The sequence below is a fragment of the Streptomyces sp. NPDC043812 genome (assembly GCF_056436245.1).
Map to the genome: position 1 here is coordinate 74317 of NZ_JBWKCY010000004.1, position 24740 is coordinate 99056.

At 70.0% G+C, this 24740-nt stretch carries 19 protein-coding genes; 15 read left to right on the forward strand and 4 right to left on the reverse strand.

The genetic code is table 11. The features are described 5' to 3' along the window. Positions 1 to 83: 83 nt before the first annotated feature. Entirely contained in the window at positions 84 to 1658 is a 1575-nt protein-coding gene (locus tag AC067Z_RS07640) for an MFS transporter (RefSeq protein ID WP_478788546.1), read from the reverse strand. 101 nt (positions 1659 to 1759) lie between these two features. Here AC067Z_RS07640 and AC067Z_RS07645 point away from each other — a divergent pair, with 101 nt between their 5' ends. The 3 genes from AC067Z_RS07645 to AC067Z_RS07655 all read left to right on the forward strand — a co-directional run bounded on the left by AC067Z_RS07645 (position 1760) and on the right by AC067Z_RS07655 (position 3866). Next, on the forward strand, positions 1760 to 2389 hold the full coding sequence (locus AC067Z_RS07645) for a TetR/AcrR family transcriptional regulator (RefSeq protein WP_478788547.1): 630 nt from the start codon (positions 1760 to 1762) through the stop codon (positions 2387 to 2389). Positions 2390 to 2462: 73 nt separating this feature from the next. Then, the gene (locus tag AC067Z_RS07650) at positions 2463 to 3164 is read left to right on the forward strand and encodes a ribonuclease HII (RefSeq protein ID WP_478788548.1); all 702 of its coding nucleotides are present in this window, start codon (positions 2463 to 2465) and stop codon (positions 3162 to 3164) included. An 81-nt stretch (positions 3165 to 3245) separates the two neighbouring features. Further along, entirely contained in the window at positions 3246 to 3866 is a 621-nt protein-coding gene (locus AC067Z_RS07655; RefSeq protein ID WP_478788549.1) for a hypothetical protein, read from the forward strand. A gap of 79 nt (positions 3867 to 3945) precedes the next feature. Here the strand turns inward: AC067Z_RS07655 and AC067Z_RS07660 are convergent, their stop codons facing one another. After that, a complete protein-coding gene (locus AC067Z_RS07660; RefSeq protein WP_478788550.1) occupies positions 3946 to 4575 on the reverse strand; it encodes a hypothetical protein in 630 nt (209 codons plus the stop codon). Between the two features lie 215 nt (positions 4576 to 4790). Next, complete coding sequence (locus AC067Z_RS07665) at positions 4791 to 6962, reverse strand: RecQ family ATP-dependent DNA helicase (RefSeq protein ID WP_478788551.1); 2172 nt, start codon at positions 6960 to 6962, stop codon at positions 4791 to 4793. 111 nt (positions 6963 to 7073) lie between these two features. Here AC067Z_RS07665 and AC067Z_RS07670 point away from each other — a divergent pair, with 111 nt between their 5' ends. From AC067Z_RS07670 to AC067Z_RS07700, 7 genes are all read left to right on the forward strand, one after another. Then, the gene (locus tag AC067Z_RS07670) at positions 7074 to 8543 is read left to right on the forward strand and encodes a DUF4192 domain-containing protein (RefSeq protein WP_478788552.1); all 1470 of its coding nucleotides are present in this window, start codon (positions 7074 to 7076) and stop codon (positions 8541 to 8543) included. A 271-nt stretch (positions 8544 to 8814) separates the two neighbouring features. Further along, positions 8815 to 10728: a glycogen debranching N-terminal domain-containing protein gene (locus AC067Z_RS07675; protein WP_478788553.1), complete on the forward strand. Its 1914-nt coding sequence runs from the start codon at positions 8815 to 8817 to the stop codon at positions 10726 to 10728. Between the two features lie 130 nt (positions 10729 to 10858). After that, the gene (locus AC067Z_RS07680) at positions 10859 to 11623 is read left to right on the forward strand and encodes an NUDIX hydrolase (protein WP_478788554.1); all 765 of its coding nucleotides are present in this window, start codon (positions 10859 to 10861) and stop codon (positions 11621 to 11623) included. Positions 11624 to 11763: 140 nt separating this feature from the next. Beyond that, positions 11764 to 13647: an ABC transporter ATP-binding protein gene (locus AC067Z_RS07685; protein WP_478788555.1), complete on the forward strand. Its 1884-nt coding sequence runs from the start codon at positions 11764 to 11766 to the stop codon at positions 13645 to 13647. Positions 13648 to 13806: 159 nt separating this feature from the next. Beyond that, on the forward strand, positions 13807 to 14694 hold the full coding sequence (locus AC067Z_RS07690; protein ID WP_478788556.1) for a FadR/GntR family transcriptional regulator: 888 nt from the start codon (positions 13807 to 13809) through the stop codon (positions 14692 to 14694). A 338-nt stretch (positions 14695 to 15032) separates the two neighbouring features. Further along, positions 15033 to 16586, forward strand: a complete 1554-nt coding sequence (locus AC067Z_RS07695) for an RNA polymerase sigma factor (protein WP_478788557.1) — start codon at positions 15033 to 15035, stop codon at positions 16584 to 16586. Positions 16587 to 16743: 157 nt separating this feature from the next. Further along, positions 16744 to 17574 carry a serine protease gene (locus AC067Z_RS07700; protein ID WP_478788558.1) on the forward strand — a complete coding sequence of 277 codons (831 nt, stop codon included), beginning with the start codon at positions 16744 to 16746 and terminating at the stop codon, positions 17572 to 17574. A 120-nt stretch (positions 17575 to 17694) separates the two neighbouring features. Here the strand turns inward: AC067Z_RS07700 and AC067Z_RS07705 are convergent, their stop codons facing one another. Beyond that, positions 17695 to 17925, reverse strand: coding sequence for a DUF7455 domain-containing protein (locus AC067Z_RS07705; protein WP_478788559.1), 231 nt, complete (start codon positions 17923 to 17925; stop codon positions 17695 to 17697). Between the two features lie 433 nt (positions 17926 to 18358). On the opposite strand from AC067Z_RS07705, the gene AC067Z_RS07710 reads away from it, so the two are divergent. The 5 genes from AC067Z_RS07710 (at position 18359) to AC067Z_RS07730 (ending at position 24642) form a co-directional block, all read left to right on the forward strand. Then, positions 18359 to 20485, forward strand: a complete 2127-nt coding sequence (locus AC067Z_RS07710) for a DNA gyrase/topoisomerase IV subunit B (RefSeq protein WP_478788560.1) — start codon at positions 18359 to 18361, stop codon at positions 20483 to 20485. A 110-nt stretch (positions 20486 to 20595) separates the two neighbouring features. Next, positions 20596 to 21756 (forward strand): sensor histidine kinase, encoded by a 1161-nt coding sequence (locus tag AC067Z_RS07715; protein WP_478788561.1) that lies wholly within the window; start codon positions 20596 to 20598, stop codon positions 21754 to 21756. After that, a complete protein-coding gene (locus AC067Z_RS07720; RefSeq protein WP_478788562.1) occupies positions 21753 to 22427 on the forward strand; it encodes a response regulator in 675 nt (224 codons plus the stop codon). The genes AC067Z_RS07715 and AC067Z_RS07720 overlap by 4 nt, the downstream gene beginning before the upstream one ends. A 98-nt stretch (positions 22428 to 22525) precedes the next feature. Beyond that, on the forward strand, positions 22526 to 23005 hold the full coding sequence (locus AC067Z_RS07725; RefSeq protein ID WP_478788563.1) for a DUF485 domain-containing protein: 480 nt from the start codon (positions 22526 to 22528) through the stop codon (positions 23003 to 23005). Continuing rightward, complete coding sequence (locus AC067Z_RS07730; RefSeq protein ID WP_478788564.1) at positions 23002 to 24642, forward strand: solute symporter family protein; 1641 nt, start codon at positions 23002 to 23004, stop codon at positions 24640 to 24642. Before AC067Z_RS07725 ends, AC067Z_RS07730 begins: the two co-directional genes overlap by 4 nt. The last annotated feature ends 98 nt before the right edge of the window (positions 24643 to 24740 follow it).

Sequence of the window (24740 nt, forward strand, 5' to 3'; positions counted from 1 at the left end):
ACACGGGGAACAGGGTCCCTGTGCACCCGAAACCCTCACCGGGCCCCCGCCATGGCGTGCGTCCGGGTGTTCTGAGCGGGACCTCAGGCCAGGTGGCTGCCCGCGCCGGTCCCGCCGTTCAGTGCCTCGAGGTCGCTCTTGCGTACCCGGACGACGAAGACGGCAGTGAGTACAGCCAGCCCCACCAGACCCACGCCGGCCCAGAACGCCGTGGCGATCCCCTCGGCGAGCACCTGGTGCCCCCACGGGGGCGGGAGCTCGCCGGTGGACGCGAACGCTTCCTGCTGGGCAGGGGTCGCCTCCATGAGGAACGACGGAATCTGGCGTTCGGCCTCCTCCCGGCTCGCGGTGCCGAACACGGTCATCAGAATCGACAGCCCGAGGGAACCACCCACCATCTGTGTCGCGTTGAGCAGACTGGAGGCCGCACCCGACTCATGCTGTGCCACACCCGAGACGGCCGTCAGCGTTGCGGTGACGAAGACCAGGCCCATGCCGAACCCGAAGAGCAGCATCGGTCCCAGGATCCCGCCCAGGTAGGAGCTGTCCTGGGAGATGGCGGTCAGCCATGCCATGCCGCCACCGGTGAGCAGCGCGCCAGTGGCGAGGAAGGGCTTGGGGCCGAGGACCGGCAGCAGCTGCGAGGAGATCCCTGCAGCCGCCACGATCATGACGGTGACGGGCAGGAACGCCAGACCGGCGGTGATGGGGCTGTAGCCCAGGACGTTCTGCACGAACAGCACGATGAAGAAGAACATGCCGAACATCGCGGCCGCGAGGCTCATCATGATCAGATACGTGCCCGAGCGATTGCGGTCGGCGAACATGCGCAGCGGGGTGATCGGCTCCCGGGCCCTGCGTTCGACCAGGACGAAAGCGGTGAGCAGGACGACGGCGGCGCCGAACGCTCCGAGTGTGAGATCGTCGCGCCAGCCGTCCTCGGACGCGCGGATGAAGCCGTAGACCAGCGACGCCATGCCCGCGGTCGAGGTGACCGCCCCCGTGACATCGAACCTGCCGGAGCTGCGCTCGGACTCGTTGATGAACATCGGCGCGAGCACGGCGATCAGGATGCCGATCGGGAGATTCACGTAGAACACCCAGCGCCAGTCCAGCCATTCGGTCAGCATGCCGCCCGCCAGCAGCCCGATCGCCGCCCCGCTGGCCGACACCGCGGCGAAGATGCCGAATGCCCGATTGCGCTCGGGTCCTTCGCTGAAGGTCGTGGTGATGAGTGCGAGAGCCGTGGGCGAGGCAATGGCACCGCCGACGCCCTGCAGGGCGCGGGCGCCGAGCATCTGCCACGGCTCCTGGGCGATTCCGCACAACAGGGAGGCGAAGGTGAAGAGAAGCACGCCGGAGACGAATACCCGTCGCCGCCCGAGGATGTCGCCGGCTCTGCCGCCGAGCAGGAGCAGTCCGCCGAAGGTGAGCGTGTAGGCGTTGACCACCCACGACAGCTGTGTCGTGGTGAATTCGAGCGCTCCCTGGATGTGGGGGAGCGCGATGTTCACAATCGTGGTGTCGAGCACCACCATGAGTTGGAGAGCTGCGATCACTGCGAGTGCGATCCCCGGACGTCCCTGGCGACGGGCCGGCGCCCCCGGAGTGCTGAGAACTGTTGACTGAGAGGTTGTCACTTGCCGTCCCCCCGGCATGAGTTAGTGAACGTTGACGTTCACTTTCCTTCACCGTAGAGAGTCCCCGTCAGTGAACGCAAGCGTTCACTAGACATTCCGTCCCCAACGGAGAGATGAAGATGGCCACTTCGCGCTGTGCCCCCGCCGCACAGGCTCCGCCGGCCGCCCCGATGCGCCGACGCGGGCAGGTGCTGGAACGGGCGATTCTGGATGCCGCTCTGGAGCAGCTGAGCACGGTCGGCTGGAACGGGCTCACGATGGAAGGCGTTGCCGCCGCAGCCCAGACCGGCAAAGCCGCCGTGTACCGCCGCTGGCCGTCGAAGGAGGATCTGGTCGCCGACGCGCTCGAAGCCGGGCTCCCTACCCTGGACGAGGCCGCCGACCACGGTGCCGTCCGGGAGGATCTTTACCAGCTCTCCCGCAGAGTGCGTGACGCCATGTTCTCCCGCTCGGGCATTGCGCTGCGGTCGGTGCTTTACGAGTGCGACACGATGTCCGCCGAACGCTTTCACGGCATCATCGTGAGCCGGGTCGTCGAGCCGTCCAACCGGCTCTACAGAGAGGTGGTCTGCCGTGGTGTGGCGCGAGGCGACGTGCGTGCCGATGCCGCGTGTGACCTGGTGTTCGACGTTGTTCCGGGGCTTTTCATGTACCGCTCGAAGGTGTGCGGGAGCGAATGGTCGGACGAGGACATCGCTGCGATGATCGATCAGGTGATGGTGCCGTTGCTCCGCCCCGGAGCCCGCTGACGGACCGTGCCGCGGCACGTGACGGAATCCGGGTGTCGCGGGCGGCCTCCGGCGGCGTACCCTTGCTGGCGCCATGCCGTACGAACCACCCACACACACCGTCGAGCGCTCGATCCGAGCCACCACAGGCGCCAAGATCGTCGCAGGCGTTGACGAGGTCGGCCGTGGGGCATGGGCCGGACCGGTGACCGTCTGCGCGGCGATCACCGGACTGCGCAGGCCGCCACCCGGACTCACGGATTCCAAGCTGATCACCCCGAAGCGTCGCACGGAGCTCGCGGGGCACCTGGAGACCTGGGTCACGGCGCACGCACTCGGTCATGCGTCACCCGAGGAGATCGATGAACTGGGAATGACCGCGGCGCTGCGCCTCGCGGCCGTCCGGGCTCTCGACGGACTGCCGGTGCGCCCCGATGCCGTCATTCTCGACGGCAAGCACGACTACCTCGGCGTTCCCTGGCAGGTGCGTACAGTGATCAAGGGGGATCAGTCGTGCGTGGCTGTCGCGGCCGCATCGGTGATAGCCAAGGTGCGCAGGGACGCGATGATGGCCGAACTGCAGGACCGGTTCGCCGTGTTCGGTTTCGCCGACAACGCCGGATATCCCTCGCCCGTGCACAAGGCGGCTCTGGCGGAGCTCGGTCCGACTCCGCATCACAGGCTGTCCTGGGCCTATCTGGATGCCCTGCCCCGGTGGCGGCATCTCAAGAAGGTCCGCCTCTCGCCGGAGGCGGCCGCACTCGAAGACGGGGGCCAGCTCGGCTTCGATTTCTGAGCAGCCCTCCCAACAGGCGGGTCGCACTTTTGTGCCCACCCGCCGATGCCATCCGCACCGTCGTTTGATAGACATCCACTCATGCCTCTCATCCCCGAGGAGCCTCAGATTCACGAGAGTGCCCAGGGTCCCCGCGTCGCTCCGGCCGAAGGCCGTACCGCGCCGACCCCTCGTCCCGTACCCGGTCCGCGTTCCGCGGCCTCGCCGCGTCCCGGACACCCGGGATCCGGCCCGGTCCGGCCCGCGCCGCCTGCGCCGCGCCCGTCCACGGCTGCCGGGAATTCTCGGCCGCCCCGGAAGGAAAATCGTTCCGGACCGCAGATCCAGTTGATCCCTGCTCCGGCGGACGGCGCGGTGGATGCTGCCGGCGAGGCGGTCGACCTACTGCTCGACTCCGGCCGCGCTCCCGAAGAAGTCCTCGTGCTCACCACCGGCGAACAGCATCCGTGGGCAGCTCACGAGCTGTCGTTCGGCGAGGCCGCCTACTGGGCCCAGCACGACGCCCGCGACGACGTGTTCTACGCGGACGCCACCGCGGTGGACCGCGCCACCCCCCGTCCCGTGGTGGTCGTCGCCGTCAACGGAGGCACGGATGACATGGCCGCCCGGGCACTGCCTGCGGCCATGGCGAAGGCCTCGGCTCTCCTCATCGTGTGCGGCGACCCGCAGCGCATCAACACTGCGCTCGGCGCCGGAGTTTGAGCCACGCTGAAGTCGCGGGCCACGCGGCCCGGTCGTGATCCGGCTGCCCTTGCCAGGGGCAGCCGGTCGATGGCCCTGGTCAGCGCGCTGCCGTGCGCCGCAGCGCCTCCATGGCGCCACCTGCCGTGCGCAGCGGTACGGCCTCTGCTCTCAGTCCTGCGTCGGCCAGATCACCTGGAGCCGACGCCGAATGGGGCCGGCGGCCACCACGGCCCTCGCCCAGCACCTGCCAACCGCCCCGAGTCAGGGTGATGTAGGCGCCGCAGCGCAGCCCGTGAAGCGTGCATGCATCCCGCAGCCCCCACATCCACGCGCCGTCCTCCTCCGTCCAACGCTCGTCGCCTTCACGGCAGTAGAGCAGCACGGCGGTACGCGCCGGTGTGCGCAGACGAAGGTCGTGCGGGATGACACGGCGCAGATGGGCCAGCAGGGCGTTACGGAACTCCCAGCCGTCCGCCGGGGCCGAGCGTCGGGAGAACGACGCGCTGGCAGACAGCCGTTCCTCGTGATCGAGCACGGCGACGACGGCGGTCGTCGGTGCCGGACGGTGCCGGGCATGCAGCCCGTTGACCACCTCGCGGGGGTTACGCAGCAGCGGAATGCCGGCTGCCGCCCACTCTGCCGGCTCGAGCTGCCGGGCAAGACGGCTGGTGGAGTTGGCCGACGCGGTGATCGAACTGGCTGGGGACGAAGCGAATCCGAAGGTCACGGTCCTCCCTTCGCATACGCGCCCACAGTGCGGGCAGGGTCGGGTGAGGGCGCACCGCGACGGAGCCCTTCAGGACCGAACGGGCCCGTACGGGGAGCAGTTCAATTCTTCCTGGCGTATGAGGATGCGGCAACGAGCAATTTCGCGCGACCGTCGAGAATCGGCTGGTATGAGGCTGATATCCCTGCCCAGTCTTCCGCGCCCTTACCCCCGGATCAGGATTGCACGGCAAGTACCAGCGGAAACACCCCCTGCGCCCCGGCCTTGCGCAGCAGCCGCGTGGCAACGGCAAGAGTCCAGCCGCTGTCTGCGAAGTCGTCGACCAGCAGCACCGGTCCGTCCACTGAGGCCAGGGCATCAGCGAGCTGTGGCGGGACGACGAACGCCTCATGCAACGCCCGGACCCGCTGGGCGCTGTTCGTCCGGGAGAACCGCGACTCCAGAGCCTCCGGCACGTACTCGACAGTACCGAGCAGAGGCATCCTTCCGACCTCGGCGATACGTCCGGCGAGCGAACTGATCAGTCGGGGACGCGTACGGGAGGCCACCGTGACGAGACCCACCGGCCGGGCCGGTGCATCGGCAGCGCCCGACGCCCAGCCGCCGGGGCCCCTGGCCCAGTCGGCGAGCACGGTCACCATGGCACCGACCATGTCGTCGGGAACCGGGCCGTCCGGCGCACCGGGCGCCACCATGGGACGCAGACGATTGCCCCAGCCGATGTCCGAGAGCCGACCCAGCGCCCGCCCCGTGCCGGCCTGTTCGCCCTCCGGGATCCGTCCCTTCAGATTGATGCCCACTGCGGCCAGACCCGTCGGCCACATCTTCCGCGGCTCCAGCTCGACCCCCGGGCGGCCCAGCTCCCCGCGCGCCGCGTCGAGCGCCGCAGCGGTGACCTTGTCGCTGAACCGCGTTCCGGAGCAGTTGTCGCAGCGGCCACAGGGCGCGGCCTGCTCGTCGTCCAGCCTGATGCGCAGGAATTCCATCCTGCAGTCGGTCGAGCGCGCATAGTCCCGCATCGCCTGCTGCTCGGCCTCCCGCTGCCGCGCAACCCAGGCATACCTGTCGGAGTCGTAGGACCAGGGCTGTCCCGTGGTCGTCCAGCCGCCCTTCACCCGGCGCACCGCTCCGTCCACGTCCAGCACCTTCAGCATCGTCTCCAGCCGCGTACGCCGAAGTTCGACCAAAGGCTCGAGCGCCGGGAGGGACATCGGCCGTTCGGCCTGGGCCAGCACGTCCAGAGTGCGCCGCACGAGCTCCTCGGGAGGAAAGGCGACAGAGGCGAAGTACTTCCAGATGGCCTCGTCCTCCTTGCCCGGCAGCAGCAGTACCTCCGCGTGATCCACTCCACGGCCCGCACGACCGACCTGCTGGTAGTAGGCGATGGGCGAGGACGGCGACCCCAGATGCACGACGAACCCGAGGTCGGGCTTGTCGAATCCCATCCCGAGCGCGGACGTGGCCACCAGTGCCTTCACGCGGTTCGCGAGGAGGTCGTCCTCGGCCTGCTGGCGGTCGGCGTTCTCCGTGCGGCCGGTGTACGAGGCAACCGTGTGCCCGCACTGGCGGAGATAGGCCGTGATCTCCTCGGCCGCCGCCACCGTGAGGGTGTAGATGATTCCGGACCCGGGCAGCTCGCTCAGGTGGTCGGCGAGCCAGCCCAGACGATGAGCGGCATCGGGCAGCTGGAGGACGCTCAGGCTGAGGCTCTCCCGGTCCAGGGGGCCGCGCAGCACCAGTGCGTCCGTGCCCGCGCCCGTGCCGAGCTGCTCGGCGACGTCGGCCGTCACGCGGGCATTGGCGGTGGCTGTCGTGGCGAGGACCGGGACACCCGCGGGGAGGTCGGCGAGCATGGTGCGCAGCCGGCGGTAGTCGGGCCGGAAGTCATGGCCCCAGTCGGAGATGCAGTGCGCCTCGTCCACCACTAGCAGGCCGGTGGCCGCCGCCAGCCGGGGCAGCACCTGGTCGCGGAAGTCGGGATTGTTCAGCCGCTCCGGACTCACCAACAGCACGTCCACGTCACCCGCGGCCACCTCCGCCTGGACGGTCTCCCATTCCTCCGTGTTGGAGGAGTTGATGGTCCGCGCGCGGATACCGGCCCGGGCAGCCGCGTCCACCTGGTTGCGCATGAGCGCCAGCAGAGGCGAGACGATCACGGTCGGCCCGCTGCCGCGGGCACGCAGCAGAGACGTGGCGACGAAGTACACCGCGGACTTGCCCCAGCCGGTGCGCTGGACGACCAGGGCCCGGCGCTTGTCGGCGACAAGTGCCTCGATCGCCCGCCACTGGTCCTCGCGCAGGCGCGCCGTGCCCGAGGGGTCGGAGACGAGTCGGGCGAGTACGGCATCGGCGGCGGACCTGAGCTCGGCACGTTCTGCGTTGGTCATGCCCCCATGCAACCCGATGGCACCGACAAACCGCGAACGAGGCCGCGAGCCTGTGGATAACGTTTTCCACAGGGGTCGCGGCCGGCGGGTGCTCCGCGAGACGGTCGGGCCATGAACAAGCACCACGATTCGGTCGCGGGATCCGCCGACGACCAGCAGATCACCCTGCGCAGCCCCGCCGAACTGGCCGACGCGCTGCCGTACATGATGGGCTTCCACCCGAGCGACTCGATCGTGCTGGTCGCTCTGCACGGCGGCCGCGGGCGATTCGGCGGCCGCCTTCGGCTCGGAATCCCGGGCTCCGCCCGTGAATGGGCTCCAGTGGCCGAGCAGCTCGCCGAGTGCCTGATCCACGGCAGCGAGCGCCGGGCCTCGCGTCCCGACGGGATCGTCGTCTTCCTCTGCCAGGACCCGGCCGACGGGCAGAGCGGACGGAGTGTGATGGAGCGACTCCGGCCCCTCGCGCAACGGCTGCGCACTGCCTGTGGTGCGCTGGACGTCCCCGTTTACGAGGCGCTGTGCATCTCGGACGGTCGCTTCTGGTCCTACTGCTGCCCGGACGCCCGCTGCTGCCCGCCGGAGGGAACCCCACTCGCCCTGCCCGGCACGTCGGTGATGGCCGCGGCGGCGGCCTATGCAGGAGTCCAAGTGCGGGGCAGCCTGAGGGAGATGGAGGCACGCCTTGCCCCTGTGAGCACGTCGGAGGCGGTCCAGCAGGCCAGGGTGCTGGACAAGGCGGGGAGCACGCTGGTGCTCCGGGTTGTGAACGAGCACGGCCAGCGGCAGGTGGCCGCCGAGACGCTGGCTCTGGCGCGGCGTCTGCTGGAGCGGCTGGCACAGGCCCCGCCGGGCGGCGGTCCGGGCGCTGCCGACAGCGAGGACGAGCGGCTCATCTCTCATCAGGAAGCCGCCGACGTGATCCTCGGGTTGCAGGACCGCCGGACCAGGGACCGTGCAGCTCAGTGGATGGAGGGCCCTGAAGCGGTTGCTGCGCTGCGGCTCTGGCGCGTGCTGTCGCGTCGCTGTGTCGGCCGGTACCACGCGCATGCCGCCGCGCCCCTCACACTCGCGGGATGGGTCTCCTGGTCCCTCGGCGACGAGCCCGGAGCGCGGGTCTCACTCGGCCTCGCCCTGCGCGCGGATCCCGACTACGTCTTCGCCCGGCTCCTTCACCAGGCATGCAACGAAGGCCTGGATCCCGAAACACTGCGGCACTGCCTGCGGCAGGACCAGGACTGGCCCACGCATGACGGTGGCCGGGAAGGTGCGGGTGCGCGGAGCGAGGCCGGAGGACAGGGGCCTGTCGTAGACGGGGCAGTCGGCACCGCCGGGGCACCGACGGAGGCGCCGGCCCTCGATGGCGAACGAGGGTCTGCGGCGGGCCGGGCCGCGCGCATGTCGTCCGGCGAGCGGCGGCGCAGCCGCCAACGGCAGCGACGCGAGCGGATCCGTTCGACCGGCCGCGCCAGGCGGATCGCCCGCAGTTCCGCATCCGATGCCCGTCCCGGCACAGTGGCCGGGCGGAGCCGGACGCGCGTCAGCAGGCGGAGCGGACAGCGTGGCACCAGGAGCGGACGATGATGCCCGTGACCTGGGAGCCGGAGCCCGCGTTCACCGGGGTGGCGGGCTCGTCGGGCCCGTGCAGCTCCACAGGCAGCGGCGCTCCGACGGGCGCGGAAGGCTCGGCACAGCACTCATGGTCTCCAGCGCAGACCGCAGATCGCCCCGACCGGCGGGTGGGCAGTCCATCGGGCAGGCCGGGCCGAGTGGGCCGGCACGGCCTGCCATCTCGGCGCGGGCATCCGAACTGCCTGCGGTGCACGACACGATCACCTGTGTCGCGCTTCCTTGCATGGCAGTCTCCGCCGAGCACGGCCAGCTCGACGGGGTGGGCATCGAGGGCGTCTACCGGTCGGGGCGCAGACTGCTCTCCCGCTGCCACCTACGGGTCGGCGGGCATGAACCCCGATCGGTTCAGGGCATGTTGGTGGAAGCGGACCGGGCGGAATTCGTCGCAGTCGTCCGCACGACCCGCGATACGGGCCCCGACCCCGAGATCGTCGTCACCAGGACCCGCGACGCTCAGGGCACGGAGCGGATCACCCTGTGCAGTGCGGCGACGACGAGCCTCAGACTGCCCGTCGAGATCGCACTCGGCACGGACCTCGCGGAGCTCGGGGCAATCGCGGCGGGCCGCGCCGGTCCCGAACTGCCCGCTGCCGTCCATGACTCGGGCATGCGCTGGTCGACCCCCGACGACGGGCCCGGCCACAGCGCGGTCGTCACCGCCGAACCGGCTCCGCACGACGCGCTCGCCTCGGCCGGGCTGCTTCGATGGGAGCTGGACCTGCCTCCGGGAGGATCCCGCACGATCGAACTGCGGGTCCGCGCGGGCCGGCTGGACCGAGAGCTGCCTGTCGGCCTGTCCCCGCAAGCCGCCGGGTCCCTCGTCCCGGAACCGAGCGTGGAGTGCGACGACACCCGGCTGTCCCGGCTCGTCACCACGGCGATCGGCGACCTGCGCGGGCTCCTCGACCGCGATCCGGCGCATCCTGCGGACGTGTGTCTTGCCGCGGGCGCGCCCTGGCGCGGCCGGCCTGCACCCGCCGAGTCGCTGTGGGCGGCGCGGATGCTGCTCCCGCTCACCACCCGGCTGGCGGCAGCGACCCTGCGCATGGTGGCCCGTGTCCAAAGGACAAGCCCTGGAGCGGACTTCGGACACATTCCCGGGCCGCTCCGCGACGCGGGACCACATGTGCCGCCGAGTTGCACGGGGACGGAGGCGACGCTGGCGTTCCCGGCGGTGCTCTGCGAAGCGTGGCGGTGGGGACTGCCCGAACGCGAGTTGACCGAGCTGCTCCCGGCCATGGAGCGCTGCCTCCAGTGGCTGCGGCACGCGGCCGTCGAGGGCGGTCCGGTGGCGGAGCCGGCGACGTCCGGCTTTCTTCGCGCCGAGACGCAGGCTCACGCGCACCGGGCCGCGCTGCTGGGAGCGGATGTTCTCCAGGCCACCGGCCGCCCGGGGGCGCAGGAGTGGAGGGAATGGGCGGGGCAGCTGCGGCACCGCTTTCGAGAGGGATTCTGGGCCGACGACCGGATCGGCGGTCGGCCAGTGGCCGGCAGGCTGCGCTCGGGTCGGCTCGTTCCCCACGTCGGCGCCGGCGCGGCACATCTGCTCGACACCGGACTTCTCGGAGGACGGCTCGGCCCCGGGCTGCTCGACAAGGCACAGACGGAGCAACTCGTACGGCTCCTCGGCAGACCCGGAGTGGATTCGGGCTGGGGTCTGCGGTCGCTGGGCATCGGGGAACCGGCGTACAACCCCTTCGGCCACCGCTCGGGTGCGGTGCGGGTGCATGAAACGGCTGTCGCGGTGGCCGGACTGGCAGCCGGCGGCTTCGAGAACGAGGCCGCGTCCTTGTTGCGGGGCCTGCTCGACGCCTCCGACCGGTTCGGGTACCGCCTGCCGGAGATGTTCGCGGGGTTGCATCGTGCCGAAGGCAGTGCTCCGGTCCCGCACCCGGCGGCCTGCCGTCCGGCAGCACTGGCAGCCGCGTCCGCGGTCCACCTCGCCGTCGCCTCGGCGGGGATCCGGCCGGATGCGCCGGCGGGGACCGTGGCGCTGCGTCCCCTGAGCGGCGCACCGCTCGGATCCCTGCAGATCGCCGGGCTCTGCGTGGCCGGTGAGCCGTTCGCCGTCCGCGTCAGCCGGCTCGGCCTGGGCATGGTCGAGCAGGCGGCGGAGCGGCTCCAGCTTGGCGTATGAGTACCGCCTGCGGCCGGGCGGACGAGCGGTGCGCCACACACGGGTCCATGAGCGGACAACCGGGCGAAGATCCCTCGCGAATGGTGGTGAGGGGTGTGTTTATCGTCAGGCAGACGACTATGATCGCGGCATGTCGCCCTACGACCCGTCGGCCTATCCGCCCTTCGCCGTCACCGTCGACCTGGTCGTGCTCACCGTGCGCCGTCACGCACTCTGCGCGCTCGTCGTGCGCCGCGGAGAGCCGCCGTTCCAGGGGCGGTGGGCGCTGCCCGGCGGTTTCGTACGGGGGGACGAGGATCTGGCAGCGGCGGCCGCGCGCGAGCTCGCCGAGGAGACGGGGTTGTGTGCGCACGACCCCGCGTCGCCCACTTCGGGCAACGGTGCTCACCTGGAGCAACTCGCGACCTACGGCGACCCCAAGCGTGATCCTCGGATGCGGGTGGTGAGCGTCGCCCATCTCGTACTTGCCCCCGACCTTCCGGCCCCCCGCGCGGGCGGGGATGCCAACAGTGCGCGCTGGGCCCCGGTGGAGGACCTCCTGGGGCAGGGCAACGGTCCGGTGCGGGAGAACGAGCAGCAGGCGTCGCTCGCCTTCGACCATGCGGTGATCCTGGCGGACGGGGTCGAGCGGGCTCGTTCCAAAATCGAGTACTCCTCGCTGGCCACCGCCTTCTGCCCGCCCGAGTTCACGGTCGGCGAGCTGCGGCGCGTGTACGAGGCGGTGTGGGGTGTCGCCCTCGATCCCCGCAATTTCCACCGGAAGGTGACCGGTACGCCCGGGTTCCTGGTGCCGGCGGGCGGGACGACGACCCGGCAGGGCGGCCGTCCGGCTCAGTTGTTCAGGGCCGGCGGAGCCACCGTGCTCAATCCGCCGATGCTGCGTCCCGAGGTCTGAACCCCGTCGCGCGGGCCGGTCTCGCAACGGACACCCGGACAACCTCCTGCGCAAGAAGTCTGAAATGTCGCGTTATCTTGCTGCGGTACCCGTGCTGCCGCTGAGCGGTCTCACCTTCCGCGAAAGAGGCGAGAGAAGCGATGCTCCAGGCCGTCGGACTGACCAGCGCCCGCACAATGACCGGCGCCCGCGCGCGGCAGGGCAAGCCGGTGGTGGACGACCTGTCGTTCGAGGCAGCGCCCGGCTGTGTCACCGCACTTCTGGGGCCGTCCGGTGCGGGCAAGACGACGGCAGTGCGGCTGATGCTCGGGCTGGAGCCGGGCCGCGGCGCCACCTACTACCGGGGGAACCCCCTCCACCGCATTGCCGATCCGGCGCGAGAGGTCGGCGTTCTCCTCGGTGACGTACCCGGCCACCCGGCCCGGACGGCACGCAGCCAACTCAGGATGCTGAGTGCTGCGGTGGGCGTGCCTGCCTCCCGTGCCGACGAGCTGATCGACATGGTCGGCCTCGGCGGCCTCCGCGATCAGCAGCTCGGCCGGCTCTCGCGTGGCATGGATCGCCGGCTCGGAATTGCCGCGGCCTTGCTGGGCGCCCCACGGACACTGATCCTCGACGAGCCGTGCCGCGGCCTCGCCTCCCGCGACAGTCACTGGCTGTTCGGACTGCTGCGCGCGCATGCAAGCGCCGGCGGAACGGTTCTGTGCACCACCGGCGATCCCAAGGAAGCCGCCCGCATCGCCGACCGTGTGGTCACCATCGACGGCGGCAGGCTGGTCGCGGACCAGGACGTCGGTGAGTTCTCCCGTACCCGGCTCCGCCCCCGTGTCGCCGTGCGCACGCCGCATGCGGCCCGTCTCTCCGACGCCGTCAGCCGGGAAGCGCGCGCTGCCCGGCGATCCGTGGAAGTGGTGTCCGAGAGCAGCAACGCGCTGTCCGTCTACGGCAGTAGCTGTGCGGAGATCGGGGAGACCGCCTACCGTCACGGCGTTCTGGTCCACCGGCTCACGGACGAAGTCGGTGACACGGGGGCGGCGTCCCAGCACGCGGCGGCCTCCGGCGGCCCAACCTCACCGGGAGCGAAACGCCCCGAGGCGTCGGGCGATGCCTGTACCGGGCCGGACGCCGGCAAGGTCGGCGCTGCGGGGGCGCCGGAACCAGTCGCGCCGGAACCGGTCGCGCCCGAACCGATCGCGCCCGCGCCGGTCCGGCCTGCGCAGGCTGCTGTCCCCGCTGTAAGCCCAAAGCCACCCCGCAGCCCTCGATGGCCTGTGCGCTACGAAATTCGCCGCTTGTCCGGCGTGCGCACCGCCCCGCTGATCGCGGCCGGTGCCCTCGCCGCGTCCCTCCTCGTGTGCGTGCTGCTCGCCCGTACCGGTGCCGCTCTGCAGCCGAACGTCTTTGCCGCCTGGCCCGATGTCCTGCCCCTGCCGCCCGCCGCGTTCGGAGCCGGTCTGATCGGTGCGCTGTCGTTCGGCGAGGAGTTCCGGTACCCCGCCCTCGCCGCCCTCCGAGGCGCGGCACCCCGCCGGGCGGGGCTGCTGCTCGCCAAACTCTTCGTGACCGCGGCCGTGGCCCTGGCACTTGCCGCGGCGGTGGTCGCGGCCGACGTCCAGACCCTGAGTCTCGTCTATGGCACCGGATTGGGCGGGGTCCCGAGGAACTGGCCCCTGCTCGTCGCCAGTTGGTCCGGCCTGTGTGTCGGCTGCGCGTGGGCCGGCCTGCTTGCCGCCGCCGTCTTCAGGGTCACCGCCGCCGGTGTGGCGGCCGTACTCGCCGTACCGGTGCTCGTGGCTCCGCTCGTCTCCCAGGTGCTCCTGACTCCGGCGGTCCGTTCGATCGCCGGACTGCCTGAACGACTGCACTCGATCGCCCGCGTGCGGCTGCCGCAGGACGTGGAGGGCTGGGCTGCCGCTGCCCTGACCGTCGTCGCCCAACCTGTGGGAGCCGCATTGGCGTTGTCGCTGTCGGTCTTGATCTGCGCGTATGTGTTCATGTGGCTTCGGCGCAGGGCATCTTGGTGATCAGGGGCGACCGCTCGACGCCCGACTGGCCGCAACTTCCTTGATGCCGCCCGATTCCTTACGATAAGGCGTCAATTGCGAGGTGGGCGCTGATCACCCTTTCGTGTGCTTTTCACCAAAGACCTCAAGAGGCTCCGGAGCCGCGCCGACAAAGGATGCGTGAGTACCCTTGCGCACACCATGATGACCGCCGCCCGCCCCTCCGAGACCGGCCTCGCGGGTCCGGGCGAACTCGACCGATACCCCTACGCGGAGTCGCCGGGCGCCGACCGCGTCGGTCCACCCTCCTGGGAGGGTGCGGAGGCGGAGTTGGGCCGGGCCCCGCGCCGCTCGTCGGGCAGCCGCGGCCGTGGTCTCCACGGCCAACTCGTCCAACAGCTCGGGCAGATGATCGTCTCCGGCGACCTCGGCGCGGACCGCCCGCTCGTCCCCGAGGAGATCGGTCAGCGCTTCGAGGTCTCCCGCACCGTCGTGCGCGAGTCGCTGCGCGTCCTCGAGGCCAAGGGCCTGGTCAGCGCCCGCCCCAACGTCGGTACGCGCGTGCGGCCGGTGAGCGACTGGAATCTGCTCGACCCCGACATCATCGAGTGGCGCGCCTTCGGCCCGCAGCGGGACGACCAGCGCCGGGAGCTGAACGAACTGCGCTGGACGATCGAGCCGCTCGCGGCGCGTCTGGCCGCCGGGCACGGGCGTGAGGACGTGCAGCAGCGGATCGGCGACATGGTGGAGATCATGGGGCACGCGCTCACCCAGGGTGACGGACTCACCTTTTCGCGTGCTGACGCCGAATTCCACTCGCTGCTCATCCAGCTCGCGGGCAATCGCATGCTCGAGCACCTGTCGGGGATCGTCTGCGCCGCCCTTCAGGTTTCCGGCGGCCCGGCCACCGGCTGTGACCGTCCCAGTGATGTCTCCGTCGGCCACCACGCCCGCATCGCCGACGCGCTCGCGTCCGGCGACTCGCAGGCCGCCGAAACGGCCATGCGTCAGCTGCTCATGGTCCATCCGGATGTGGAGCGAGTGGTACCTGCCCCGCGCGAGCACTGACCGCCGCGGCGGACGGGGAGTGCGAAGGCGTATGCACTGCGTGTCGCCGGATTCATCGGGAATCCGGCGACACGCAGTGCGAGGAATGCCCCGATCTGGGTGTTTCATGGCATCTGGGGTGTGACTCGGGCCACGCGGATTGGGCGTAACACTCCTCGAAACAGCGCGATGACCTAAGAGGTGACAGCCGAGGAGGGAATACAGCTGCCGTGTACGGCGCTGTGACAGCTCCCAGGCTCCGCCCGCGCCACCGGTACATCCGCAGCCGTGTGGACGTCGGCTCCGGCCCGATCATGGGCGGGGCCGGAAGCCGTTTCCATCGTTCCGAGAGGTTGTTCGTGTCGGCCAGCACATCCCGTACGCTCCCGCCGGAGATCGCCGAGTCCGAGTCTGTGATGGCGCTCATCGAGCGGGGAAAGGCTGATGGGCAGATCGCCGGCGATGACGTGCGTCGGGCCTTCGAGGCTGACCAGATTCCGCCAACCCAGTGGAAGAATGTTCTGCGCAGCCTCAACCAGATCCTCGAGGAAGAGGGTGTGACGCTGATGGTCAGTGCAGCGGAGTCGCCGAAGCGCGCCCGCAAGAGCGTCGCAGCGAAGAGCCCGGCGAAGCGCACCGCCACCAAGACCGTCGCCGCCAAGACGGCCACGGCGAAGACCGTCGCCGCCACCGCGGCGCCGGCCGCCGAGACCGTCGAGGTCACGGACGACGAGTCGGCCGCCGCTCCTGCCAAGAAGACGGCCGCCAAGAAGACCGCGGCCAAGAAGACGGCGGCGAAGAAGACCGTCGCCAAGAAGACCGCGGCCAAGAAGACCGCGAGCAAGAAGGATGCCGACGAGGCCGTCGAGGGCGAGGAGCCGCTCGACGAGGCCCAGCCCGGCGCCAAGGGTGAAGAGGAAGAGACCGAAGGCGAGAGCAAGGGCTTCGTCCTCTCCGACGACGACGAGGACGACGCGCCGGCCCAGCAGGTAGCCGTCGCCGGTGCCACCGCGGACCCGGTCAAGGACTACCTGAAGCAGATCGGCAAGGTCCCGCTCCTCAACGCCGAGCAGGAGGTCGAGCTCGCCAAGCGCATCGAGGCGGGCCTGTTCGCCGAGGACAAGCTGGCGAACTCCGACAAGCTCGCCCCGAAGCTCAAGCGCGAGCTGGAGATCATCGCCGAGGACGGCCGCCGCGCCAAGAACCACCTGCTGGAGGCCAACCTCCGGCTGGTCGTCTCGCTGGCCAAGCGCTACACCGGCCGCGGCATGCTCTTCCTGGACCTGATCCAGGAGGGCAACCTCGGTCTGATCCGCGCGGTCGAGAAGTTCGACTACACCAAGGGCTACAAGTTCTCCACGTACGCCACCTGGTGGATCCGTCAGGCGATCACCCGCGCCATGGCCGACCAGGCCCGCACCATCCGTATCCCGGTGCACATGGTCGAGGTCATCAACAAGCTCGCACGCGTCCAGCGCCAGATGCTCCAGGACCTGGGCCGTGAGCCCACTCCGGAGGAGCTGGCCAAGGAGCTCGACATGACCCCCGAGAAGGTCATCGAGGTCCAGAAGTACGGCCGTGAGCCCATTTCGCTGCACACCCCGCTCGGCGAGGACGGCGACAGCGAGTTCGGTGACCTCATCGAGGACTCCGAGGCGGTCGTGCCGGCCGACGCGGTCAGCTTCACGCTGCTGCAGGAGCAGCTGCACTCGGTGCTCGACACCCTGTCCGAGCGCGAGGCGGGCGTCGTCTCCATGCGCTTCGGTCTCACGGACGGTCAGCCGAAGACCCTGGACGAGATCGGCAAGGTCTACGGCGTGACGCGTGAGCGCATCCGCCAGATCGAGTCGAAGACGATGTCGAAGCTGCGGCACCCGTCGCGTTCCCAGGTGCTGCGCGACTACCTCGACTAGGTCGCAGGCTCTCGCTCCGGCGACGAACACCGATGAAGGGCCCGGTCCCCGCGGGGGACCGGGCCCTTCGTCGCGCGCCGCGAATGACCGCGGGTGCGGTTGGAGGCACACTGGCGGACTCTGAGTGCACACGTATCACGCAGAGTCAGAAGGCCGTATGCGTCGTCCCACTGCTCGAGGCCCCGCCGGCGCGCTCGCCCTGATCGCCGCCGCGCTCCTGTCACCACTGGCGGCGCCCGCCCCTGCCGCTGCCGACAGGGTGGTCGTCGGCGGCTTCGAGGTGGGCGTCGCCGACAGCCCGTGGGTCGTCGCGCTGTCCAGCCGTGACCGATTCGGCGCAACGCGTGCGGGACAGTTCTGCGGCGGTGTGCTGGTCGCTCCCACGCAGGTGATGACCGCCGCTCACTGCCTCGGCCCGGCCGTTCTCGGCAAGGACGTGAGTGCCGTGCGGGATCTGCGGGTCATTTCCGGGCGGTCAGCGCTGGACGGGAGCGGCGGGCAGGAAGTGGCGGTGCGCTCCGCTCGGATCTCTCCGGCCTACGTGCCGGAGACCAACGCCTCCGACATGGCGCTGCTGACGCTGGCCGAGGCGCTGCCGGCATCCCGGGTGCTGCCTCTCGCCGCAGCCGGGGAGGACGCCTACAAGCCCGGCACGGCTGCCACGGTCTACGGGTGGGGCGATACGACCGGCGACGGCAGATACGCGCCGAGGCTCCGCGCCGCACGTGTCTCCGTGCTGCCGGACGCGACCTGCGAGCGGGCCTATCCCGGAGGGGCCGGGGGCCAGTACAGGAAAGCAACGATGCTCTGCGCCGGTGATCCCCAGGGCGGGCACGACGCATGCCAGGGCGACAGCGGAGGCCCGCTGGTCGCGGGTGGCCGTCTCATCGGCCTGGTCTCCTGGGGGAACGGCTGCGGGCGGCCCGAGGGCCCGGGCGTCTACACACGGGTCGGAGCCGTCGCGTCGGCGCTCATGCAGAGCGGCTGACGAGCCGGGTGACCACCGCGGTGGTCACGGAACGAGAGCGGGCGGCCGCCCCTGGTATCCAGGGGCGGCCGCCCTCGACCGGTCCTGGACCGGCCCTTGGCTCGTCGTGGATGCGAGGTGTCAGTGTTCCTCGTCACCGACGCTGGCCGGCACGGCCGTCAGTCGGTCCGTCTCATCCTGTATCTCCGCGGCGATCTTCTTGAGTTCCGGCTCGAACTTGCGCCCGTGGTGCGCGCAGAAGAGCAGTTCACCACCGCTGGTCAGAACGACGCGCAGATACGCCTGGGCGCCGCAGCGGTCGCAGCGGTCAGCGGCCGTCAGCGGGCTCGCGGGGGTCAGAACAGTAGTCACGTCGCCTCTTCTCTAGCTCGACGAGCTGTCGTACCAGGGTCAACATCCAACCAGCCCGAAAACGTTCCCGCTCGTGGCTTTTCCTCGAAAGTTTTCCCGAGGAGGCTGTCTGCTGCCGGTTGGCGGCGAATGAGCCGTATTGCTTCGCTCTACGGATTTCGCGGTTGCTTGTCTCGTTCAGTCCTCCCGGCTGGGTTGCCGGTTGTTCATGAGGACGTGCCCGGAGCCTAAATGGTTCATGCCTGGAAGGGAACGTGATGTGCACGTCACCCCATCGAGGGATCGAACATGCATGCGACTCTCGACTAGCATGAGAAATCACGAGGGTGGCGTTACATCGGCTCTACCAGGCCTCGGTACGCTCTCACCGGCGACCGACGCCGGGCCTATACCCCACTTGGCCACATCTGAAATTCAGCGAGGAGCGAACCGCGTGACCGCCGAAACGTCCGTGCCGTCCACAGCGCTGCTGACAGCAGACCGTGACGGTTCCAACTACACCGCGCGGCATCTGCTCGTCCTGGAGGGTCTCGAGGCGGTCCGCAAGCGGCCCGGCATGTACATCGGGTCGACCGACAGCCGCGGCCTGATGCACTGCCTCTGGGAGATCATCGACAACTCCGTCGACGAGGCGCTCGGCGCCCACTGCGACCACATCGAGGTGATCCTCCACGAGGACGGATCCGTCGAGGTCCGGGACAACGGCCGCGGTATCCCGGTCGACGTCGAGCCCAAGACCGGTCTGTCGGGCATCGAGGTCGTGATGACCAAGCTGCACGCCGGCGGCAAGTTCGGCGGCGGCTCGTACGCGGCGTCCGGCGGTCTCCACGGTGTCGGCGCCTCGGTGGTCAACGCCCTCTCGGCCCGCCTCGACGTCGAGGTCGACCGCAACAGCGCCACGCACATGATCAGCTTCCGGCGCGGGGTTCCCGGGATCTTCACCGAGTCGGGGCCGGACGCCCCCTTCGACCCCGCCAACGGGCTCCTCAAGGGCAAGCGCGTCCCCAAGGCCCGCACCGGCACGCGCGTGCGGTACTGGGCCGACCGGCAGATCTTCCTCAAGGACGCCAAGCTCTCGCTGGACCACCTTCACCAGCGAGCCCGCCAGACGGCCTTCCTCGTGCCCGGCCTGACCATTGTGGTGCGCGACGAGCGTGGCCCTGCCGGTGAGGGCGGCGAGGGCAAGAGCGTGGAGACGTTCCGCTTCGACGGCGGCATCAGCGAGTTCTGCGAGTACCTGGCGCAGGACAAGGCGGTGTGCGACGTGCTGCGGCTGAGCGGGCAGGGCACCTTCAAGGAGACCGTGCCGGTTCTCGACGACCGGGGCCACATGACCCCGACCGAGGTGACGCGCGAGCTGGGCGTCGACATCGCCATGCGCTGGGGGACGGGATACGACACCTCGGTCAAGTCGTTCGTCAACATCATCGCCACGCCCAAGGGCGGCACCCATGTCACGGGCTTCGAGCGTTCGGTGACCAAGACGGTCAACGAGGTGCTGCGCTCCGCGAAGCTGCTGCGCGTCGCCGAGGACGACATCGTCAAGGACGACGCCCTGGAAGGCCTCACCGCGGTCGTCACCGTCCGGCTGGCCGAGCCCCAGTTCGAGGGCCAGACCAAGGAGGTCCTCGGCACGTCCGCGGCCAACCGGATCGTCGCCAATGTGGTGGCCAAGGAGCTCAAGGCGTTCCTCACCTCCACCAAGCGGGACGCCAAGGCGCAGGCACGTGCGGTCCTCGAGAAGGCCGTCGCCGCTGCCCGTACCCGCATCGCGGCCCGTCAGCACAAGGAGGCCCAGCGTCGCAAGACTGCGCTGGAGTCCTCGTCGCTTCCGGCCAAGCTCGCCGACTGCCGCAGCGACGACGTGGAGCGCAGCGAGCTCTTCATCGTCGAGGGGGACTCGGCGCTGGGCACGGCCAAGCTGGCGCGCAACAGTGAGTTCCAGGCGCTGCTGCCTATCCGCGGCAAGATCCTCAACGTCCAGAAGTCGTCCGTCTCGGACATGCTGAAGAACACCGAATGCGGCGCGATCATCCAGGTCATAGGGGCCGGCTCGGGCCGTACCTTCGACATCGACGCCGCGCGCTACGGCAAGATCGTGCTGCTGGTCGACGCCGATGTCGACGGTGCGCACATCCGCTGCCTCCTGCTGACGCTCTTCCAGCGCTACATGCGGCCGATGGTCGAGGCCGGGCGGGTCTTCGCCGCAGTGCCGCCGCTGCACCGGATCGAGCTCGTCCAGCCCAAGAAGGGTCAGGACAAGTACGTCTACACGTACTCGGACAGCGAGCTGCGGCAGACCCTGCTGGAGTACCAGCGCAAGGGGATCCGCTTCAAGGACTCCATCCAGCGCTACAAGGGTCTGGGCGAGATGGACGCGGACCAGCTGGCCGAGACCACGATGGACCCGCGCCACCGGACGCTGCGCCGGATCAACATCGGCGACCTCGAGTCCTCCGAGCAGATCTTCGATCTGCTCATGGGCAACGAGGTCGCCCCCCGCAAGGAGTTCATCACCAGCTCGGCGGCCACGTTGGACCGCTCGCGCATCGACGCCTGACACGCGGACCCACCCAGGGGTGGACGACGGCTCCACCCCTGGTCGTCCCGTGGTCCGACCCGCAGCAGGTGCCTCCTCCGTAGCATCGGGGCGACGGAGGAGGAGTCGACGTGCCGAGCAGCAGATGGAGCCAGTGGCCGACGCACGAGGCGCTGTCCCGGATCGGGGTCCCGAGGGCACGCATCGCCATCGACATGGCCCTGCTCGCCGCCCTGGCGACCTGGGCCATGTACAGCGCGTACGACTCCGGGGCCTTCCGCGGCCCGCGCGCCGTGCTCCCGCCGCTCGGCTTCATAGCGAGCGGTGCAGTCGTCCTGCGCTTCCACCAGACGACACTCGCGAACCGGCTGCTGCCCTCACTCGGACTGCTCGCGGGACTTTCCGCAGTGGGCGCGGGAGCGTATCTGGCGGAGGCGCACATCGCCGCCATGGTGCTGTGGATCTCCGCCGGCGTCATGGCCATGGAACGGCTGCCGATCGCCGCCGCGGCAGGCACCGTCGCCGTCCTGGTGACGGGCTTCGTACTGGCCGACGACAGCGCCTGGGGCGCGTGGTTCACCACTTCCGCCGTGCTGCTCGGGGGCTACTCCCTGCGCCTGGACGCGCATGCGAAGGGCACCGGATTCCGGCTGCTCGCCCAGGAGCGCGCCGCACGCGAGGCCGAGGCCACATCCGCGGCGCTTGCGGAGCGTGCCCGTATCGCGCGAGAGATCCACGACGTGCTCGCGCACAGCCTCTCGGCACAGCTCGTGCATCTCGAGGCGGCCAGGCTGCAGATCGAAAGGGAGTCCCGAGGCGCCTTCCGCGACCAGATCCTGGAGCGCGTGGTGGCTGCCCGCACCATGGCGCGCGAAGGGCTCGCCGAGACCAGGCAGGCGCTGTCGGCGCTGCGTGGTGAGATGGCGCCGGTCGAGGATTTCCTGCGGGAGCTCGCCGTCGCCGACGGTGCCCGCACCGAGGTCACCGGCGAGCGGAGGCTGCTGCCGACCGAGGCGTCGCAGGCGATGCGGAGAGTGGCCCAGGAGGCTCTGACGAATGTGCGCAAGCACGCGCCGGGAGCGCAGGTGTCCATGATGCTCACCTACCTAGAGCGCGAAGTGACGCTTGAGGTGCGGGACTTCGGATCGCGCGCCAAGGCCGGCGAACTGACCGCATCCGGCGCCGGATACGGTCTGCTCGGAATGCGCGAGCGGGCCGAACTGGCAGGCGGCACGCTGGAGGCGGGACCGGACGGGGAGGGCTTTGTGGTGCGGCTGCGGGTTCCGGCATGAGCGAGTGGACGGCCAGGGTGGTCGTCGCGGACGACCAGGCCGTGGTGCGCGAGGGAATCGTGATGCTGCTGGGCCTGTTGCCGGGTATCGAGGTCGTCGGGGCGGCAAAGGACGGAGAGGAAGCCGTACGGCTCGTCTCCGAACTCGCCCCCGACGTCGTGCTGATGGATCTGCGCATGCCTCGCTGCGACGGCGTGGAGGCGACCCGCCGGATCCGTGGTGAGTACCCGGGGACGCAGGTCGTCGTGCTCACTACCTACGCGGACGACGACTCGCTCTTCCCCGCGTTGCGGGCGGGGGCACGGGGCTATCTCACCAAGGACGCCGACGGCGACGAGATCGTCCGTGCTCTCCAGGACGTCATGGCGGGCCGTGCCGGGCTCTCCGCGGTCGTCCAGCAGCGTCTGCTGGAGCAGGTCACGTCGGAGCCGCCGCCCGGTGCGCCACGACTGCCGGACGGGCTGACCGCGCGCGAGGGCGAGGTGCTCGCACTGATCGCCGAGGGTCTCGGCAACGCGGAGATCGCCCGTCGGCTGGGCATCTCGACAGCCACGGTGAAGACCCACATCAACAACCTGTTTGCGAAGGCACGTATTCACGACCGGGCGCAGGCTGTGCGCTATGCCTATCGGGAAGGACTTGCGCAGCCACCTGGGAACAACGTCACCTGATGGGGTGAAGACCACGGGTCGGAGAGTCCTGGATCTTCCCACTCTGTCCATCCTTGTGCAGGCGAGCCGAAACGGTTCGCTGACAAGGAGAGTTGAGCGTGGAGAAGCAGGAAGGGCGGGACACCGCGCCGTTGCGGCTGGAGGACCCGTGGCACGACGCGCTGGCCTCCGGCTGGGGGGATCTGGACGGCACCGGCGGGCAGGCGCCCGTTCCCACGCCCGTCCCGGCGCAGCCGCGTGAGGGCGGGCCGACCGCGGCCGAGATCTATCTCCAGGTGCAGCGCAGCGCCGCCTTCCAGGAGGTACGCGGCCGCTACCGGCGGTTCGTCGTGCCCGCCACTTTCGCCTTTCTCCTCTGGTACTTGGCCTATGTGGTGGCGGCGACGACTGCGCCCGGGCTGATGGCCCGGCCTGTCGCCGGAGTGGTGAACGTGGCGATGGTCGCGGGGCTCGCGCAGTTCGCCACCACCTTCCTGCTGACCTGGGCGTACGCACGGCATGCACGGCTGCGGCGGGACCGCGCCGCGCTCGATCTGCGCTGGGACACCCAGGAGATGACGCGGGGAGCCGAGCGTTGAGCGACGACCACCAGGCCCTTGCACTGCTGCTGTTCAGCGTGTTCATCGCCGTCACGCTCGGCATCACCACATGGGTGAGCCGCAACAGGAGGGGCTCGGCAGAGGAGTTCTACGCGGGCGGGCGGTTGTTCTCGCCGATGGAGAACGGGTTCGCCATCGCGGGCGACTACATGTCCGCCGCCTCCTTCCTCGGCATCTCCGGACTCATCGCGCTGTTCGGCTATGACGGAATGCTCTACTCCGTCGGTTTTCTCGTCGCCTGGCTCGTCGTTCTGTTCCTGGTCGCCGAACTGGTCCGCAACTGCGGGCGGTTCACCCTCGCCGATGTCGTGGCATCCCGGATGAAAGAGCGACGCGTCCGTATCGCATCGGGAACTTCCTCGGTCACCGTGTCCGTTCTGTATCTGGTGGCGCAAATGGTGGGAGCCGGATCCCTCGTTGCGCTGCTGCTCGGCGGGACGAGCGAAGCCGCACGCTCGTGGACCGTCGTCGGCGTGGGTGCCCTGATGGTGATCTATGTGTCGATGGGAGGGATGCGAGCCACCACCTGGATCCAGATCGTGAAGGCCGTGCTGCTCATGGCGGGTGCGATCGCGATGACCGTGCTCGTGCTGATGCGCTTCGGCGGCGACATCAATCTGCTGCTCAACTCCGCGGCCGACCGCAGCGGTCACGGCAAGGAGTTCCTCTCGCCCGGCCTCCGCTACGGCGGCGACTGGACCTCCCGCCTGGACTTCATCAGCCTCGGGGTGGCGCTGGTGCTGGGCACGGCAGGACTCCCGCACATCCTCTCGCGCTTCTACACCGTGCCGACCGCGCGGGCCGCCCGCCGCTCGGTCGTCTGGTCCATCGGCCTCATCGGCAGCTTCTACCTGATGACGATCGTGCTCGGCTTCGGTGCAGCAGCGGTCGTCGGCACCGATGAGGTGCGCCGGTCCAACGCCGCGGGGAACACGGCAGTGCCGCTGCTCGCCCTCGACCTCGGCGGGGGAGCGGGTTCGACCGGCGGCACGGTGCTCTTCGCCGTGGTCGCCGCCATCGCCTTCGCGACGATCCTCGCGGTCGTCGCGGGGATCACGCTGGCTTCCTCGGCGTCGGTCGCCCACGACCTGTACGCCTCACTGAGGCGGCGCCGCCCGGCCGGCACCGTGCAGGGGAGCGCAGCATCGGCGGGTGGGGGGTCCGTGCGGCAGTACAGCGAGGTCGCGGTGGCACGGGTTGCGGCGGTGGGCATCGGCGCGGTCGCCATCGCGCTCGGCCTGCTCGCCCGCGACCTGAACGTGGCGTTCCTGGTCGGCCTTGCCTTCGCGGTCGCCGCGTCCGCGAATCTGCCCGTCCTGCTCTACTCCCTGTTCTGGCGGAACTTCACCACCCGCGGTGCGGTCTGGTCGGTGTACGGCGGACTGGTGCCGGCCGTGCTGCTCGTCGTGCTGTCACCGGTCGTCTCCGGAAACCCGGGAGCCATGTTCCCGGGGATGGACTTCCATGTCTTCCCGCTGGAGAACCCCGGACTGGTCTCGATCCCGCTGGGCTTCCTGGCCGGCTGGATCGGCACGGTCACGTCACCGGAGCCGCCGGACGACGCCAGGCATGCGGAGACGGAGGTACGGGCGCTCACGGGCGCCGGAGCGGTCTAGGTGTGCTGTCCGGCGGATCAGGGCCCGACACGCTCCAGGGTCTGTGTGCCCGACAAGGCCGGATCGGAGTGCGTGCCAGCGCGCGCGAGCCCGGCACG

What these genes read in the sequence shown, in the direction of transcription:
- AC067Z_RS07650 (WP_478788548.1), top strand. Translation starts at nt 2,463, where the DNA reads ATGCCGTACGAACCACCCACACACACCGTCGAGCGCTCGATCCGAGCC.
- AC067Z_RS07675 (WP_478788553.1), top strand. Translation starts at nt 8,815, where the DNA reads ATGGCAGTCTCCGCCGAGCACGGCCAGCTCGACGGGGTGGGCATCGAG.
- AC067Z_RS07670 (WP_478788552.1), top strand. Translation starts at nt 7,074, where the DNA reads ATGAACAAGCACCACGATTCGGTCGCGGGATCCGCCGACGACCAGCAG.
- AC067Z_RS07720 (WP_478788562.1), top strand. Translation starts at nt 21,753, where the DNA reads ATGAGCGAGTGGACGGCCAGGGTGGTCGTCGCGGACGACCAGGCCGTG.
- AC067Z_RS07645 (WP_478788547.1), top strand. Translation starts at nt 1,760, where the DNA reads ATGGCCACTTCGCGCTGTGCCCCCGCCGCACAGGCTCCGCCGGCCGCC.
- AC067Z_RS07655 (WP_478788549.1), top strand. Translation starts at nt 3,246, where the DNA reads ATGCCTCTCATCCCCGAGGAGCCTCAGATTCACGAGAGTGCCCAGGGT.
- AC067Z_RS07640 (WP_478788546.1), bottom strand. Translation starts at nt 1,658, where the DNA reads ATGCCGGGGGGACGGCAAGTGACAACCTCTCAGTCAACAGTTCTCAGC.
- AC067Z_RS07685 (WP_478788555.1), top strand. Translation starts at nt 11,764, where the DNA reads ATGCTCCAGGCCGTCGGACTGACCAGCGCCCGCACAATGACCGGCGCC.
- AC067Z_RS07680 (WP_478788554.1), top strand. Translation starts at nt 10,859, where the DNA reads ATGTCGCCCTACGACCCGTCGGCCTATCCGCCCTTCGCCGTCACCGTC.
- AC067Z_RS07700 (WP_478788558.1), top strand. Translation starts at nt 16,744, where the DNA reads ATGCGTCGTCCCACTGCTCGAGGCCCCGCCGGCGCGCTCGCCCTGATC.
- AC067Z_RS07665 (WP_478788551.1), bottom strand. Translation starts at nt 6,962, where the DNA reads ATGACCAACGCAGAACGTGCCGAGCTCAGGTCCGCCGCCGATGCCGTA.